Below are 15,292 nucleotides of genomic sequence, written 5' to 3' on the forward strand. Positions count from 1 at the left end.
TCGCGACCAACGGAGAGGGATGCGCGTGAAACTCGCGACGCTGCGGCTGCCGCGCCGCACGACGGCCGCCCGCATCGACGGCGACCATGCTGTGGAGATCGGCGCGCCCGACGTGGGGGCGCTGCTGGCCGATCCCCAGTGGCGGCGGATCGCGGCCGCCGCCGACGGGCCCAGGCATCCGCTGTCCACCGCCGATCTCGCGCCCGTGGTGCCCCGGCCGGGGAAGATCATCTGCGTGGGGCTCAACTACCGCACCCACATCCTGGAGATGGGGCGTGAGCTGCCGGAGCATCCGACGGTGTTCGCGAAGTTCGCCGAGGCGCTGGTCGGCCCGTACGACGACATCGTGCTGCCCGCCGTGTCCGAGGCCGTGGACTGGGAGGCGGAGCTGGCCGTGATCATCGGTGAGACCGCACGGAACGTCCCCGCCGAGCGGGCGGCGGCGTGCATCGCGGGCTACTCGGTGCTCAACGACGTGACGGCCAGGGACTACCAGTACCGCACGCTGCAGTGGCTCCAGGGGAAGACCTTCGAGGCCACCACGCCGTTCGGGCCCTTCCTCGTGACGCCCGACGAGGTGGACGTGGAGCAGACGACCCTGGCGTGCGAGGTGGACGGGGAGCTGGTGCAGCAGGCGGACGTCGGCGACCTGGTGTTCCCGCCCGCCGAGCTGATCGCGTACCTGTCCGAGATCCTCACGTTGCGGCCGGGGGACGTCATCGCCACCGGCACGCCGGGGGGCGTCGGACACGCGCGCAAACCGCCCCGGTACCTGACGGACGGCAGCAAGGTCGTCACGCGCGTCTCCGGGGTCGGGGAGCTGGTGAACACGGCGCGCCGTCGTGGTTGACCTCGGCTGGATGGATGCGGGCACCGCGTACTTCGAGTCCTGGGTGGAGGCGGTCGACCTCGATCGGGGGAGCGCGCTGCCCGGGTGGACGGGACGGCACGTGGCGGCGCACGTGGCCGCCAACGCGCGGGCGCTGGGGCGGCTGGCGCACTGGGCGCGCACCGGTGAGGAGCGGCCCATGTACGCCTCGCCCCAGGCGCGGGACGCCGAGATCGAGGAGCTGGCCGGGCGGCTGTCCGGCGCCGAGCTCGCGGGCCTGGTGAAGGAGACCGCCGTGGAGTTGCGGGCGGACCTGTGGCGGCTGAGCGAGGCCCAGTGGGAGGCACGGGTGCGTACCGCCCAGGGACGGGTGGTGCCCGCCACCGAGATCGTCTGGATGCGGACGCGCGAGGTGTGGGTGCACGGCGTCGACCTGGGCGGAAGGTTCGAGGATCTTCCCGGTGAGCTGGTGGACGCGCTGGTGGGCGACGTGGTCGGGCTGTGGCGGATGCGCGGCCAGGGGCCCGCGATGGTGCTCACGGCGACCGACAGAGCGACCGACAGAGCGACCGACAGCGAGGCCGGCGGGCAGGCGGTCTGGCGCGTCCCGGCCCCGGCCGAGGCGCCGCCGTCCGCGGGGTCCGGTCCCGTGCGGGCGCCCGAGGCCGATGCCGTACCGGAGGTGCGGGGCACCGCCGCCGAGCTGGCCGCCTGGCTCACGGGGCGCGGCTCTGCCCCTGCGCCCGGCGCCCCCGCCATCGGCCGCTGGTTGTGAGGGGCGAGGGAGCTCTTTTCGATGAGTGAAGTGCTGGTCGTCGGTGGCGGCATCGGCGGGCTGGCGGCGGCCTTCGCACAGGCCGGGACCGGGCGGTCGGTGCGGGTGCTGGAGCGTTCGGCGGAGTTCGGCGAGGTCGGCGCGGGTCTGCAGCTCGGCCCGAACGCCACCCGCGTGCTCGCCGCATGGGGCCTGCTCGACCGGGTGGTCGCGGCGGGGGTGCTGCCGCGGCGGCTGGTCTTCCGCGACGCCCTGACCGGTGAGGAGCTGACGCACCTGGACCTGGGGGAGGGGTTCCGGGAGCGGTACGGGGCGCCGTACGTCGTGGTGCACCGCAGCGATCTGCACGCGATCCTGCTGGACGCGTGTGCCGGAGCCGGCGTGGAGCTGGTGAACGGACAGTACGTCGAACGGGTGACGACCGAGGGCGGGCGGGCGCGGGCCCACTGCGCGGACGGGTCGGTGCACGAGGGCGACGTGGTGGTGGCGGCGGACGGGCTGCAGTCGGCGCTGCGGGCGCAGCTCGTGCCCGATCAACCCGAAGATTCCGGATATGTCGCCTATAGGGGGACGTGTTCGCTTCCTGGGGACTTCGACACCGCGGACGTGGTCGCCTACCTCGGCCCGGAGTGCCACTTCGTCCAGTACGCGCTGCGTGGCGGCGAGCTGCTCAACCAGGTGGCCGTCTTCCGCGGTCCCGGCGAGCTGGAAGCGGTCTTCGGCGGCTGCTGCGCCGACATCGGCAAGGGCCTGCCCTACCTGTGGCGGGACCGCCACTGGCCCATGCTCGACCGGCCGCCCGTCGGCACGTGGGTACAGGGCCGGATGGCGCTGCTCGGGGACGCGGCCCACCCGATGCTGCAGTACCTGGCCCAGGGCGCCTGCCAGGCGATCGAGGACGCCCACGTCCTGGCCGAGCAGTCGGCGGGCGGCGACTGGGACCGGGCGCTGGCCGCGTACCAGGAGATCCGCGTCCCGCGCACGGCCCGCGTCCAGACCACGGCCCGGCTGTGGGGCGACATCTGGCACGTCGACGGGGTGGCGAGGGTGCTGCGCAACGAGCTGTTCCGCACCAGGGACCTGTCGAGCCACACCTACGTCGACTGGCTGTATGGGAGCTGAACGGGGCCGCCCGGCGTGTGGACGGTCATGACGTCTCCCGACACGGACACCCGGGGCGCGTCGGCGCCGGGCACGATCACCGTCAGCACGCCGGCCGCCTCGGGAGACAGCACGGTCACCGCCTCCGCGGTACGCAGGTACCCGGGACAGACCAGCCCGGGGCGCACCGCCTGCCCGGCCCCGGGAAAGTGCAGCAGCGTCACCCGCCAGTCCCCGTCGCCGAGCACCACCCTGCCGTCGCCCCGGGAGACCACCTCCAGCGCCGGGTCGAAGTGCCACAGGCTCCGCAACGTCCCGCGCGCGACGGAGTCGTGCACGGCCATCAGGTCGGGGCCGTGGCCGACCAGGACGCGCCGGGTCCGCGTCACCCCGTAGGCGTCGTCGGCCAGCTCGAAGGACTGCCGCGACGGGCCGATCGAGGAGCCGATCAGGCGGGTGGCCTTGCCGGGTTTGAAAACCCCCGTCACGACGGGCACGTTGTGGGCCTGCGGCGAGCGGGTCCACTCCACGAACCCGGTCCGCTCGTACGAATGGAACCCCGCCTCCACGAGGATGCGGCGGCCCTGAGCCATGTAGGTGACGCCCAGGTGGTCCTCGTGCCCGTGCAGCCGCCGCCCCGGGCCGAACCTGATCGAGTAGTAGGCGGAACGCGGATCGTCCCAGGCGGTCCGCCCGAAGACGTAGCCTCCCTCGAACACCCGCACCACGGGCCCTTCATGGCGGAACCCGTCCGCGCGGGCGTCGGCCGGGCTGTCGCCGATGGAGACGAGGCGGCCGTCGGGCTGGGTGGCGTGCGCGATGTACGCCTCCAGCGCCGCCCGCCTGGCCACCAGCCGCTGCGGCGGCTCGGCGCCGCTCTCGCGGATCGCCCGGAGTGCCACGCCGAGCCGGCGGTGCACGTACAGGCCGTAGCGGGGGGCCTGCTCGTGCAGCACGCCCTGGGCGTCGATGGCCAGCTCGGCGGAGGCGGTCATCCTGCGGATCGCCAGGTCGCGCCAGCGTGCCCGGCCGAGCCGGCAGCCGACGACCAGCAGCGCGATGTCCTGGTCCAGGCCGTGGTTGTGGCCCTGGCGATAGAGCGAGGGGTCGGCGAGGATCTCGCCGTGCTCGGCCAGGCTGTCCCACAGGGCGGGGGTGCGTACGTGCTCGCTGAGGCACACCAGCGCGGGGGCGCGCAGCGCGACCGCGTGCTCGGCCCACGCCCACGGGCTGACGCCGGGGCGGTCGCGCGGGTTCTCGCGGATCCAGTGGGCGATCAGGGCGGAGGCGCTGTCGAGGTACGCGGGCTCGCCGGTCCGCTCGTACTCGGCGACGAGGCGGCCCGCCCAGCGCAGCGCGTGCAGGTTGAGCGCCCACGAGCGGTTGCCGTGGGGGTTCGCGGTCCAGTCGACGTCCGTGCCCAGGTCGACCGGCGGCAGGCCGACGAACGTCACCCGGCCGCGCATCACCTCCTCCACCTTGATCCCGGGAAACTGGTCGCTCAGGCAGATGGCCCTGCCTGAGGTCGTGCGGGCACGCCAGAACACGTCGCGGCTCCTGTTTCAGGGCGCGCGAGACCCACGCGCCGCGCTGCGGAAGGGCTACGGGAGGGCCGGACCCCGGTCGGTCCAGCCGGCGTCGAGGACGATCTCGGAGCGGCCACCGGCGTCCGTGCTGGACAGCACCTGCGAGGTGTCCGGGTCGATGATCAGGGTCCGCTGGACGCCGGAGGGCAGGTCGTAGGAGAACGCCTCGCCGGCACGGCCCCGCGCGTCCGTACGGGCGCCGAGGTAGCGGACCTCGGGGAGTTCGGCGATCGCGCGATAGGCGGCGGCGCGGACCGCCGGGGCCGACGGCTTGGTCCACAGCAGGCCGCTGAGCGCGTCGGCGAGCAGCCCCTCCGAGCCGGCGGGCAGCATCGCGGCCACCCGCTCACGCAGCGCGCCGGCCTCGGCGGGCAGGCTCTGGATCTGCTGGAACGTCAGGTCCCGCCCGGCCATGCTGAACGGCGACCGGCCCGTGACACGGCTCACCCGGCCCTGCTCGGCGGTCCACGCCTGGCCCTGCCTGGTCACCCAGAGCTCGGTCTCCCTGCCGCCGTCGTGCAGCTTCTTGACGTGCCAGTACGTCCCGGCCGGCCCGGAGGCGGCCGAACTGGCGGCCGCCAGGAGGATCGACTTCCCGGGCGCGGGAGGCTGAGTCATGGCGAAGACGAGCGCCAGCGTGGCCGCCACGGCAGGGATCATCAGCCATGACAGCCGCCGGCGCCGCCGCCGGGCCACCACGCGCCGCCACACCCGGTCCTGGGCGTGCGGACCGGGTCGCGGCCGGCCGTACAGGTCGCGGACGAGCTCCAGGTCATCCACGGACCAGCACCGCCTCGCCGAGCAGGGCGCGCAGCTTCTTCCTCGCGCGGTTCAGCCGCGAGCCGACGGTGCCGTACGGGATGCCGAGCGCGGTGGCGATCTCGTCGTGGCTGAGCCCGGCGAGCGCGACCAGCAGCAGGACGTCCCGGTCGCGCCGGTCAAGCCCGGCCAGGGCGGCGGCCAGCTCCGGGCGCAGGCTCTGGGCACTGACCCGGCCCGCCACCGTGTCCTCGTGGCCCGGGGCGTCCGCGTCGGGGCCGCAGCGGCCGAGCGCGCGCAGGGTGCGGGCCTCCAGGCGCCGGTGCTTGCCGATGAGGTTGGTGGCGATCCCGTAGAGCCAGGTGCGCACCGCCGCGCGGGACGGGTCGTAGGAGGCACGCTTGCGGAACGCGGTGAGGAACGTCTCGGCGACGATGTCCTCGGCGTTGTCGGGGCCGAGCCGCTGGGCGACGTAGGTGTGGATCTCGCCGAAGTAGGCGCCGAACACCTCGGCGAACCCCTCGGCGTCCAGGGCCCCCGGCGCGCGGGCGGCCCAGGGCACCGTGGTCGCGATGGTCTCCCCCGTCATGTGCTGCCTTCCGGTGTAGCAGTGGTCATTGGATATCACCCGATGCAGCGGTTTGCTTTCACGTGTTCCTTAGATCAGGAAACGGTGGGTCCGGTTCAGGAATCTGCGCGCCCCAGAGCAGCGGGCAGGCGCGTAACGCGGCTTGCCGGGCCGCGTCTGCCGGGGCGCGGTGAACAGACCGGGCCCCGGCGCATTGCGCCACCCGGCGATGACGAGTCCTGAACTGTTACATCCGGAGTCGTCAGGCGACCTTGGAAGAGGGCGCCGTCCACGTGTTGCACGCGCCCGGCTTGCCCGATTTGTATCCCTTCTCCATCCAGTACAGGCGGTTGGCCGGCTTGCCCTGGAACCTGTTCCGCCAGAAGTCGGGCACCTTGATCACCGGCTTCCAGTCCTTGACCACCCGCCCCAGGCTCTTCGCCGACACGCCCGTGAAGCAGTCGATCTGCAGGTCGTACCGGCGGTTGTGCTCCTCCATGACCGATTCCGACGCGCCGTTCTCAAGCCCCCACCAGGCTTGCACGATGCCGGTCTGCCCGGTGACGACCTCGCCCCATGTCCTGACGATGGACGTGAACACCTTGAGATCGTCCTTGGCCTTGATCCAGTCATCGGCCACCCGCACGCGAATGACCGTGCCGCAGATCTCCGAGAAAGAGCCGGAGAACTCCATGCCGGTGGAGCAGTGCTCCTTGTCGGACGCGTCCTTGAACTTCATCTCCACAGGCTGGAAATCCTTGATGGCCGGTTTCCACGCCATGTTCAGGCAGCCGACGAGCTTGGTGACGTATTTCCTGGTCGAGGCGCTGCTCGTGCCCTTGTTCAGCTTGCAGGCCACCTTGGCGAGCTTGGGGGCCTTGTAGAGCTCGTTGTGGGTCAGCTCAGGGGCGCCCTTGACCGGTTCGGCGTGGGCCGTGCCGGAGAGGAGGACGAGATCGGCGGCCGTCCCCGCTAATACGCGAATGATCATGGGGCTGGATCGTAGGGCCCGGCGAACGCCGGACGCTAGAGCCAGTCCCGGCGTTTGAACACCATGTAGAGGAGCGAGCAGACGGCGGCCATCAGGACGATGGCGAACGGATAGCCCAGCGCCCAGTGCGTTTCCGGCATGAAGTCGAAGTTCATCCCGTAAATGGTCCCCACCAGAGTGGGCGCGAAGAGGATGGCCGCCCAGGCGGAGATCTTCTTGACCTCCTCGCCCTGCCTGATGCTCGCCTCCGTCATCCTCGCCATCTCCGCGTTCTGCGCCTGCGTCACCAGCGTCGAGTTGACGACGAGGATGTCCTGCAGCATCTGGCGGAACGACGAGATCCGCTCGGTCACCGTGATCGCGTGGTCGGCCACGTCCCGCAGGTAGCTCTGCAGCTCGTCGTTCAGCCCGTACTTGGGAGCCCCCGCGATGAACGCGTTGATCATCCCCACGAGCGGCGCCGTGGCCCGCTGGAACTCGATGACCTCGCCGGACAGCTCGTACACCCGCCGCGACACCGACGGGTCGCCGCCGAAGACCTGGACCTCGATCTCCTCGATGTCCTTCTGCAACCCGGCCACCACCGGCGCGTAGCCGTCGACCACGGCGTCGAGTATCGCGTACAGCACGGCCTGCGGGCCCTGGCGCAGCAGCTCGGGGTCGGACTCCATCCGCTTGCGCACGGCCTGCAGGTCCGGCGCCTCGGCGTGCCGTACGGTGATCACGAAGTTGGCGCCGACGAAGACGTGCACCTCGCCGAACGCGACCTCCTCCACATCGTCCAGGTAGCGGGCGGCGCGCAGCACCACGAACAACGTGTCGCCGTACCGGTCGGCCTTGGGCCGCTGGGAGCCGACGATGGCGTCCTCCAGTGCCAGCTCGTGGAGCTCGAACTCCTCGCCGAGCTTGACCAACTCCCACTCCTTGGGCCGGTAGAGCCCGATCCACGCCATGCTGTCCGGCATCTGCTTGAGACGCTGGAAGGCGTCGGCCAGCGAGCCGGGGTTGTCGACGCGTTCGCCGTCCCGGTAGATCGCGTTGTCGATGACCGTCGGCCGGTACGGGGGCTCCTCCGTGGCACGCGGGTCCATCGAGTGTTCGGGCGCCTCCTCGCGTACGTCGCGGCCGCGCCTGAAGCCCCTGACCCTGGCCATGCACCCTCCAGAACGACTATGTCCGGCCGCGCGCCGTCGTCGACCAGTGCCGGAGATCGAACTCGTCGTGGTGGCGCACAATGCAATTGTCGTCAAATCCGAAGAATGCGTCGATTTCGGTGACGACCTCCCGCCGAGTGTTCGCGAAGGTGTCGCTGGTCGTCCAGTGCGCCGTTCCGGTGCGGTCGCCGAAGCGCGCATCGGGGCGGTCGCGGCTCCCCATGGCCGCGGGGTGCCCCTGCGCGCGAGCCCCTTCGAGAGCGCCCTCGACAGCCCTCGGGAGAGGGGCGCGGGGAGCGCTGATCAGCGCCACGTGCCGGTCATTCACCCCTCTATCAGAGCATGGCCGCCTCATGGCCCGGGCACGTGGCCCGCGGCCGGGCCGATCGGCATGACCGCCGGACGGTCCCGGCGAGGCGGGGCGGGAATGCCGAAGGCCCGGGAGAACGACTCCCGGGCCTTGCGGTTTTCACTTCATGGCGTTCAGCGCTTCACGCGGACATAGTCCTTGCGGCTGCTGGAGCCGTAGGTGTCCTCGTCGCCCTTGAACACGAACCGCCAATGCCCGGAGTTCCAGGCCTTGACCTTGGTGTACAGCCGTCCGCTGTCGCCGGACCAGAACGACTTGACGTACTGCCACTTCTTCGACCCCACCGGCTTGAAGAACAGCGCCACCTTGCCGGAATAGCCCTCCCAGGTCCCCTCGTCGTCGGCCTGCAGCTTGCCCGTGAACTTCAGGAACCTGCCGCGCTTGATCGGCTCGGGGTAGGCGTTGAACTTGATCAGCCGCGTGTCCGCCTTCTCCGGCGGGGGCGGCGGGGCGGGCTCGTTCACCTTGACCCAGTCGGCGTCGCTGACCGAGCCGTTGACGCCGCGGTCGCCCGCGTACTCGGCGCGCCACCAGCCGGAGGCGACCGCCTCGGCGGAGGCCCAGAAGCGGCCGTGGCGGCCGGTCTCGGCGCTGGTGACGTACTCCCACCGGCCCGAGCCGGCTGCCTTGAAGAAGATCCCCACGCGCTCGCCGGCCACGCCGCCGCGGCCGTCGATCACCAGGGCGCCGGTGAAGGTGAGCTTGTCGCCCTTGTCCACGGGGTCGGGGCGGGCGCCGAAGCCGACGATCCGGCTGTCGAGCTTCCCGCGCTTGACGATGACCAGCTCGCCGTCGCTGACGGAGCCCTTGGCGGCGGCCGTGGCCGCGAACTCCGCCCGCCACCATCCGGTCACGTGGGGGCGCACGGTGGCGGCGAACCAGCCGCTGCCGCCGGTCGTCACCTTGGCGACCTCGCGGTAGGCGCCGGAGCCGCGCTCGCGGAAGGCGATCGAGACGGTCTGCCCAGCGTACCCCTTGCCGTCGGCGAGGAGCCGTCCCGAGACCCGGACCGGATCGCCCTTGTCGATCACGTTCGGCCGGGCGTCGAAGCGGACGACGGCGGTGTCGAGCTTCTTGACGACGTCGAACGTGCCGTTCGCCGACTTGTCGCCGCCGCTGCCGTGGGCGATGGCTAGCCAGCTCCATTTACCGACATCTGTGGACTTGAACTCTTTTGTCCCGGTCCATTTCGTCCAGCTGCCGAAGGTCCCGCCCTTGGTGATCGTGATCGGGGTGTGAACACTCACGTCGCCCGGGGCCTTGAGCTGGAATTCGGCCGTGTCCGCGTTCTTGGTGAAGAAGCTGAACGTGGCGGTGGCCGGGCCGTTGGTGACATCGATCGGGCTGGGACTGATGGTGACCCGAGCGATCTCAGGTGCTGGAGGTGCCGCCGTCGCGGCGGACGGAGCGAGGGCTACCAGGGCCCCCGCGCCGACCATGACGGCGAGGGCGGCGACACGGATGCGTTGTAACATGCGGGTTCCTTTCTGGATACCCAACGGTTCAACGCGGCATTGAGGGTGCCACGTGTGTCTATTCAGTAGACGTGCATGTGGCCGGGGAAGTTGCGGATTCTGACAAACCGTAATAGATCAGCGTCAATGAGAGCGGTCCACAATATGTAACCGGTGTCCAGCAGACGGCGAGCCCGATCAAAGACATAATCGGTGGTGTGGCGCGCGACACTGTTGAGACTCATTTCACCGAAGCGGTTGCTGCGCTGAAGGCGGGCCCCGCGCGAGATCCCGGCCGGCCGGTCCGCGAGGGCACGACGCTGACCGGCGACCAGTGCAGGACCCTCTTCCGGCGCCAGCTCGACAGCAGGCTGCTCGACATCGCGGCCCGCTGGCTGCGCGAGCAGAACGAGGGCTACTACACGATCGGCTCGGCCGGCCACGAGGGCAACGCGGCCGTCGCCGCCGCGCTGCGGCCCGGCGATCCCGCGCTGCTCCACTATCGTTCAGGTGCGTTTTACCTCACCCGGTCGGAGCAGGCGGGGCGGTTGCCCGAGCAGGGCATCAGAGACGTGCTGATGGGCCTGACGGCGGCGGCCGACGAGCCCATCGCGGGCGGCAGGCACAAGGTGTTCGGCCATCCGGAGCTGGCCGTCATCCCGCAGACCTCCACGATCGCCAGCCACCTGCCCCGGGCGGTGGGGGTGGCCTTCGCCATCGAGCGGGCCGGGGCGCTCGGGACGCGTTCGCAGTGGGCGGAGGACGCGATCGCGGTGTGCAGCTTCGGCGACGCCTCGATCAACCACGCGAGCGCGCTGTCCGGCTTCAACACCGCCTCCTACGCGACCTACCAGGGTCAGCCCCTGCCGCTGTTGTTCGTGTGCGAGGACAACGGCCTCGGCATCAGCGTCCGCACGCCCAAGGGCTGGGTGGAGGCGGCCGCGCGGCGCCCGGGCATCGAATACTTCGCCGCCGACGGGTGCGACCTCGCCGACGTCTACGACGTCGCCGTACGCGCCGTCGAGCACGTACGCAGCCGCCGCTCCCCGGCGTTCCTGCACCTGTCCACCGTGCGGCTGATGGGCCACGCGGGCTCCGACGCCGAGGTGGCCTACCGCACCCAGCGCGAGATCCGCGCCGACCTCGAGCGCGACCCGCTGCTGCGCACGGCGGCCATGCTGGTCGAGGCGGGGCTGGAGACGCCGGAAGAGCTGCTCAAATGGTACGAGTCCACGCGCGAGCACGTGTTGCGCCTCGCGCTGGAGACCACCCGCAGCCCGCGGCTCGGCTCCGCCAAGGAGATCATGGAGCCGATCGCGCCGCGCCGGCCCGACCTGATCGCCCGGATCAGCCCGATGGCGGCGTCCGGAACGGCCAGGGAGAAGGCGTTCGCCGGGTCGCTGCCGGAGAACGACAAGCCGATGACGCTCTCACTGGCGATCAACCGCACGCTGGCCGACGCGCTCACCGTCTATCCCGAGATGATGGTGTTCGGCGAGGACGTCGCCAAGAAGGGCGGCGTGTACGGGGTGACCAGGGGGCTGCAGAAGCGGTTCGGCGCCAGCCGGGTGTTCGACACGCTGCTGGACGAGCAGGCCATCCTGGGGCTGGCGCTCGGCTCCGGGGTGTCGGGGCTGCTGCCGGTGCCGGAGATCCAATACCTGGCCTACCTCCACAACGCGCTCGACCAGATCCGCGGCGAGGGCGCCACACTGTCGTTCTTCTCGCGCGGCCAATACCTCAACCCGATGGTGGTGCGGGTGGCCGGCTACGCCTACCAGAAGGGATTCGGCGGCCACTTCCACAACGACAACGCGGTGGCGGCGCTGCGCGACATCCCCGGGCTGGTCATCGCCTCGCCGGCGCGGCCCGACGACGCCGCCGCGATGCTGCGCACGTGCCTGGCGGCGGCCCGGACATGCGGGTCGGTGTGCGTGTTCCTGGAGCCGATCGCGCTCTACCACACGCGCGACCTGTTCGACGAGGGAGACGGGGGCTGGCTGGCGCCGTACGCGCCGCCCGCGCGCTGGGCGGAGACCCACGTGCCGATCGGCCGGGCGCGCTCCTACGGCGACGGGCGCGACCTGATGATCGTGACGTTCGGCAACGGGCTGCGGATGAGCCTGCGGGCCGCGGTGCGGCTGACCCAGGAGGGGTACGGCTGCCGCGTCCTCGACCTGCGCTGGCTGGCGCCGCTGCCGGTGGACGACCTGCTGCGGGCGGCCGAGCTGACCGGCAAGGTGCTGATCGCCGACGAGACCCGGCACACCGGGAGCGTGTCCGAGGGAATCATCGCCGAGCTGGCCGACGCCGGATACACCGGCACCGTGGCCCGGGTGACCTCGGCCGACAGCTTCGTCCCGCTGGGTGCGGCGGCCGATCACGTGCTGCTGACGGAGGAGGAGATCGAGCAGGCGGCACGCAAGCTGCTGGGCTGAGCCGGCGGCGCGTGCCAACGGGCCATGACTTTGTCGGCGGATGACGGCTCGTCGGCGGGCGACGGCTATTGGCGGGCCACGGCGCCCCTGATGCAGGTCGGCTTGGACCAGGCGACCGTGGAGCGCTCCGAGATGCGCAGTGGCACGCCCACCACGAAGCAGTAGCCGGTGTCCGGGTCCAGGCCGGCGACGCGGGTCGAGGTGGTGCCCTGACCCAGGGCGGTGATGGGCTGCTCGCCTTTGTCCACCGGGGAGCGCTGCAGGACCACCGGATAGCGGCGGGCGGCGGCGGGGAGCGCCCAGCGCAGCTCCACCAGGGCGCCCTGGTCGGCGATCACCTTGACGTTCCTGGGGGCGAGGGCTGCTATGTCCTGCCGGTCGATCGCGGCGGTTTCCTGCGGTTGCTGCGTCTGGCTGGTCTGGCGGGCCGGGTCGCTGCTCTGGGGCGCCTCGGTCTGCTGGAGCGACAGGTACACGGCCGCCGCCGTGCCACCGGTGGCCACCACGGCCACGGCACCCCCGATCAGGAGCCCCCGCGCCAGCCGTCCCTTGCCGGTCGACGCCGCGCCGTCGACGGGCGGGACCGTCGCGGCCGATTGCACCGAAGGAACGGGCGGAGTCTGCCACAGCGACGCGGGCGCCCCCGCCTGGTGGCCACCGTGCGAGCCCGCGGGATACCCGCCGTGCTGCCCGCCAGGAATGGCCACCGGGACTCCGAGCTGCGGGGAGGGTGTGCCGCCGGACGTCAGCCCTGTCCTGTGCGCCCCGGGCATGGAGGGCGCGTTCGGGTCCCTCGAAGACCCGCTGCCGGCCCCCTGGCCCACGCCCGTGGCGGCGCCCGGCTGCGCTTCCGGTGCGAAGGGGGAGATCTGAGGGGCCGCGGACGGATGCCGGCCAGTGGACGACGGCCGGCCGTCCCCGGGCGACAGGTGGTCGCCGCCGGAGGGAAGGTACCCGCCCGTGCGGGCCGGATGATCATCCGCGCCGTCCGTGGCGGGGAAGTGGTGACCGGTGGAAGGGAGGGAGCCGCCCGTGGCGGGCAGGTGGTGGCCGGTGGCGGGGATAGCGCTGCCCGTGGCGGGGAGAGGGCTGCCGGTCGATGGGAAAGGGCCGCTCGTAGGGGGCAGGTGGTGGCCGGTGGACGGCAAAGGGCCGCCTGCGGGCGGGAACGGGGCGTCGGCGGGCGGGAGCGACGAGTCCGGGGCGTCGGGGCGGGGCCGGGGGACCGTGGACGTCGTCGGCCCGGGACCGGGATCCTGACCCACCAGGTCTGTCACCGGCAGGCCCAGCTCCGCCTGCACCGCCTGCAGATGCCGGGCGAACTCCCGCGCGGACCCGTACCGCTGCTCCGGCTGCTTGGCCATGGCCCGCAGGACCGTCTCGAAGACCACCGGCGGCACGTCGGAGCGGTTGATGGGCGGCGGCTCGACACTGAGCACCCGGTACATCAGCGGCGCGATCGACGGATCCGTCGGGTTGTGGAAGGCGGGCTGCCCGGCCAGCAGGTGGTAGAGGGTCGAGCCGAGCGAGTAGATGTCGGTGGAGGCGCTGTGCGGGGCGCCGGTGAGCACCTCGGGCGCGGCGTGCAGCGGGGTGAACGCCTGCGAGGTGGCCGAGATCTCCGACGAGTCGACGACCCTGGCCACGCCGAAGTCGGCGATCGCGAGCTCGCCGTACCGGGAGATGAGGATGTTCTGCGGCTTGATGTCGCCGTGCAGGACCCCGGCCTCGTGTACGGCGGCCAGCGCCCCCGCCAGCTTCACCCCGGCCCTGAGCACGTCGGGCACCGGCAGCGGCCCCTCCTTGCGGATCTTGTCGCGCAGGGAGCCGTTCTCGAAGAAGTCCATCGCGATGTACGGCTTGCCGGAGCGCGTCACGCCGGTGTCGAAGACGGTGACCACGTTCGGGTGGCCGGTGAGGCGGCCCGTGAGCTGCAGCTCGCGCTGGAACCTGCGCATGGTGCGCTGGTCGACCCGGTCGACGGACAGCACCTTCAGCGCCACGACCCGGTCGAGGCGCTCCTGGTAGGCGCGGTACACGACGGCGAACCCGCCCTGGCCCGCCTGATCGAGTACCCGGTAGCCGGGTGCGTCCTCGACTGGCAGCACAACACTCCCCCCTGCCCGTGTTGCGGAGCTTGCAGGCGAGTTTAGTGCGAAAAAGCGTGACTAGAGCGGGTTCATGAGGTACCCGCCGAACACCGCGGACGTGACGGACACCAGGAAGAAGAAGAACACGTAGAAGCCGCCGGGCAGGAACGTCAGCCGCGCCAGCTGGTCGGCGTCGGAGTCTCTGGCCTGCCGCCGGCGCCGCTTCTGCTGTAACTCGATGATCGGCCGGATCCCGCCGAACAGCAGGAACCAGACCGCCACCAGGGCGACGACCTGCTGGACCTCGGCGGGCGCGTACATGATCAGCGCGAAGACGGCACCGCCCGTCGCCAGCAGGATCAGCGCGCCGTACAGGTTGCGGATCAGCAGCAGCATGCAGACCAGGAACAGCAGCACGGTCCAGATCAGCAGCGTGATGCGCCCCTGCTCGGTGAGCCACGCGGCGGCCAGCCCGAGCAGCGGCGGCGCCAGGTAGCCGGCCATGGCGGTCAGCACCATGCCGGGCCCGGTGGGCCGGCCCCTGGTCAGCGTCACGCCCGAGGTGTCGGAGTGCAGGCGGATGCCTTCGAGCTTGCGCCGGGTGACCAGCGCCATCAGCGCGTGGCCGCCCTCATGGGCGATCGTGATCAGGCCTCTGGACAGCTGCCAGGGCATGCGGAAGCCGACGATCACGAGCGCGGCGAGAGCCGAGACCGCCACGACCCAGGGGTCGGGGTCAGGCTGAACCTTGATCAGGTGGGCCCAGAGCTTGTCCATCGAGGAGAAACCCTATCCGGTCGATCTGCTCGACGGCGTAAGTCCGTACGTCCTCACTCCGCCCGCCGGAACTCCGCGATCCCCACGCCCAGCAGCACGGCGCCCAGCGCCGCCACGACCCCCAGCTCCAGCAGCACCGGCACCTGGAAGCCGAACCACTGAACCCCGGGGTTCAGCATGGCGTCGACCTGCGGCGGCACGTCCAGATGGGAGAACACCGCCTGCCGCATCGGATCCACCGCGTACGTCATCGGATTGACCACCGTGAGCACGTGCAGCCACGACGGCAGGTTGGCCAGCGGGAACATCGCCCCGGACAGGAACATCATCGGCATGATCGCCATCTGCATCAGCCCGAAGAACGTCTGCATGTTGAGTGTCCGTTTTGACCCACATTGCG

Annotated in this window: 14 protein-coding genes; 4 read left to right on the plus strand and 10 right to left on the minus strand. The window is 71.4% G+C overall.

Going from position 1 to position 15,292, the window contains the following annotated elements; translation table 11 throughout:
* Positions 1-19: 19 nt before the first annotated feature.
* The 3 genes from ID574_RS04705 to ID574_RS04715 are packed head-to-tail and all read left to right on the plus strand — an operon-like array spanning position 20 to position 2,726.
* On the plus strand, positions 20-850 hold the full coding sequence (locus ID574_RS04705) for a fumarylacetoacetate hydrolase family protein (protein WP_223166372.1): 831 nt from the start codon (positions 20-22) through the stop codon (positions 848-850).
* Positions 851-860: 10 nt separating this feature from the next.
* Positions 861-1,604, plus strand: coding sequence for a maleylpyruvate isomerase family mycothiol-dependent enzyme (locus tag ID574_RS04710; protein WP_188187478.1), 744 nt, complete (start codon positions 861-863; stop codon positions 1,602-1,604).
* 21 nt (positions 1,605-1,625) lie between these two features.
* The gene (locus ID574_RS04715) at positions 1,626-2,726 is read left to right on the plus strand and encodes an FAD-dependent monooxygenase (RefSeq protein WP_188187479.1); all 1,101 of its coding nucleotides are present in this window, start codon (positions 1,626-1,628) and stop codon (positions 2,724-2,726) included.
* Here the strand turns inward: ID574_RS04715 and ID574_RS04720 are convergent.
* The 7 genes from ID574_RS04720 to ID574_RS04750 all read right to left on the minus strand — a co-directional run bounded on the left by ID574_RS04720 (position 2,699) and on the right by ID574_RS04750 (position 9,608).
* Positions 2,699-4,252: a heparinase II/III domain-containing protein gene (locus ID574_RS04720; protein WP_223166373.1), complete on the minus strand. Its 1,554-nt coding sequence runs from the start codon at positions 4,250-4,252 to the stop codon at positions 2,699-2,701. The two genes, ID574_RS04715 and ID574_RS04720, sit on opposite strands and share 28 nt — an antisense overlap.
* Positions 4,253-4,306: 54 nt before the next feature.
* A complete protein-coding gene (locus ID574_RS04725) occupies positions 4,307-5,071 on the minus strand; it encodes a hypothetical protein (RefSeq protein WP_188187480.1) in 765 nt (254 codons plus the stop codon).
* Positions 5,064-5,639, minus strand: a complete 576-nt coding sequence (locus ID574_RS04730; RefSeq protein ID WP_188187481.1) for an RNA polymerase sigma factor — start codon at positions 5,637-5,639, stop codon at positions 5,064-5,066. Before ID574_RS04730 ends, ID574_RS04725 begins: the two co-directional genes overlap by 8 nt.
* 241 nt (positions 5,640-5,880) lie before the next feature.
* Positions 5,881-6,609 carry a hypothetical protein gene (locus tag ID574_RS04735; protein ID WP_188187482.1) on the minus strand — a complete coding sequence of 243 codons (729 nt, stop codon included), beginning with the start codon at positions 6,607-6,609 and terminating at the stop codon, positions 5,881-5,883.
* A 35-nt stretch (positions 6,610-6,644) separates the two neighbouring features.
* Positions 6,645-7,763: a magnesium and cobalt transport protein CorA gene (locus tag ID574_RS04740; protein ID WP_188187483.1), complete on the minus strand. Its 1,119-nt coding sequence runs from the start codon at positions 7,761-7,763 to the stop codon at positions 6,645-6,647.
* Between the two features lie 16 nt (positions 7,764-7,779).
* Complete coding sequence (locus ID574_RS04745; RefSeq protein ID WP_188187484.1) at positions 7,780-7,986, minus strand: hypothetical protein; 207 nt, start codon at positions 7,984-7,986, stop codon at positions 7,780-7,782.
* Positions 7,987-8,246: 260 nt separating this feature from the next.
* A complete protein-coding gene (locus ID574_RS04750; RefSeq protein WP_188187485.1) occupies positions 8,247-9,608 on the minus strand; it encodes a hypothetical protein in 1,362 nt (453 codons plus the stop codon).
* A gap of 197 nt (positions 9,609-9,805) precedes the next feature.
* On the opposite strand from ID574_RS04750, the gene ID574_RS04755 reads away from it, so the two are divergent.
* On the plus strand, positions 9,806-12,025 hold the full coding sequence (locus tag ID574_RS04755) for a dehydrogenase E1 component subunit alpha/beta (protein ID WP_188187486.1): 2,220 nt from the start codon (positions 9,806-9,808) through the stop codon (positions 12,023-12,025).
* Positions 12,026-12,090: 65 nt separating this feature from the next.
* Here the strand turns inward: ID574_RS04755 and ID574_RS04760 are convergent, their stop codons facing one another.
* From ID574_RS04760 to ID574_RS04770, 3 genes are read right to left on the minus strand one after another with little or no spacing between them, the layout of a single operon-like run.
* A complete protein-coding gene (locus ID574_RS04760; RefSeq protein ID WP_188187487.1) occupies positions 12,091-14,133 on the minus strand; it encodes a serine/threonine-protein kinase in 2,043 nt (680 codons plus the stop codon).
* A gap of 60 nt (positions 14,134-14,193) precedes the next feature.
* Positions 14,194-14,892, minus strand: coding sequence for a M50 family metallopeptidase (locus ID574_RS04765; RefSeq protein ID WP_188187488.1), 699 nt, complete (start codon positions 14,890-14,892; stop codon positions 14,194-14,196).
* Positions 14,893-14,945: 53 nt separating this feature from the next.
* Positions 14,946-15,263 (minus strand): ABC transporter permease, encoded by a 318-nt coding sequence (locus ID574_RS04770; RefSeq protein ID WP_188187489.1) that lies wholly within the window; start codon positions 15,261-15,263, stop codon positions 14,946-14,948.
* Positions 15,264-15,292: the final 29 nt, after the last annotated feature.

Origin of the sequence: Nonomuraea sp. SYSU D8015, assembly GCF_008065375.1 — a bacterium.
Classification (GTDB): Bacteria; Actinomycetota; Actinomycetes; order Streptosporangiales; family Streptosporangiaceae; genus Nonomuraea.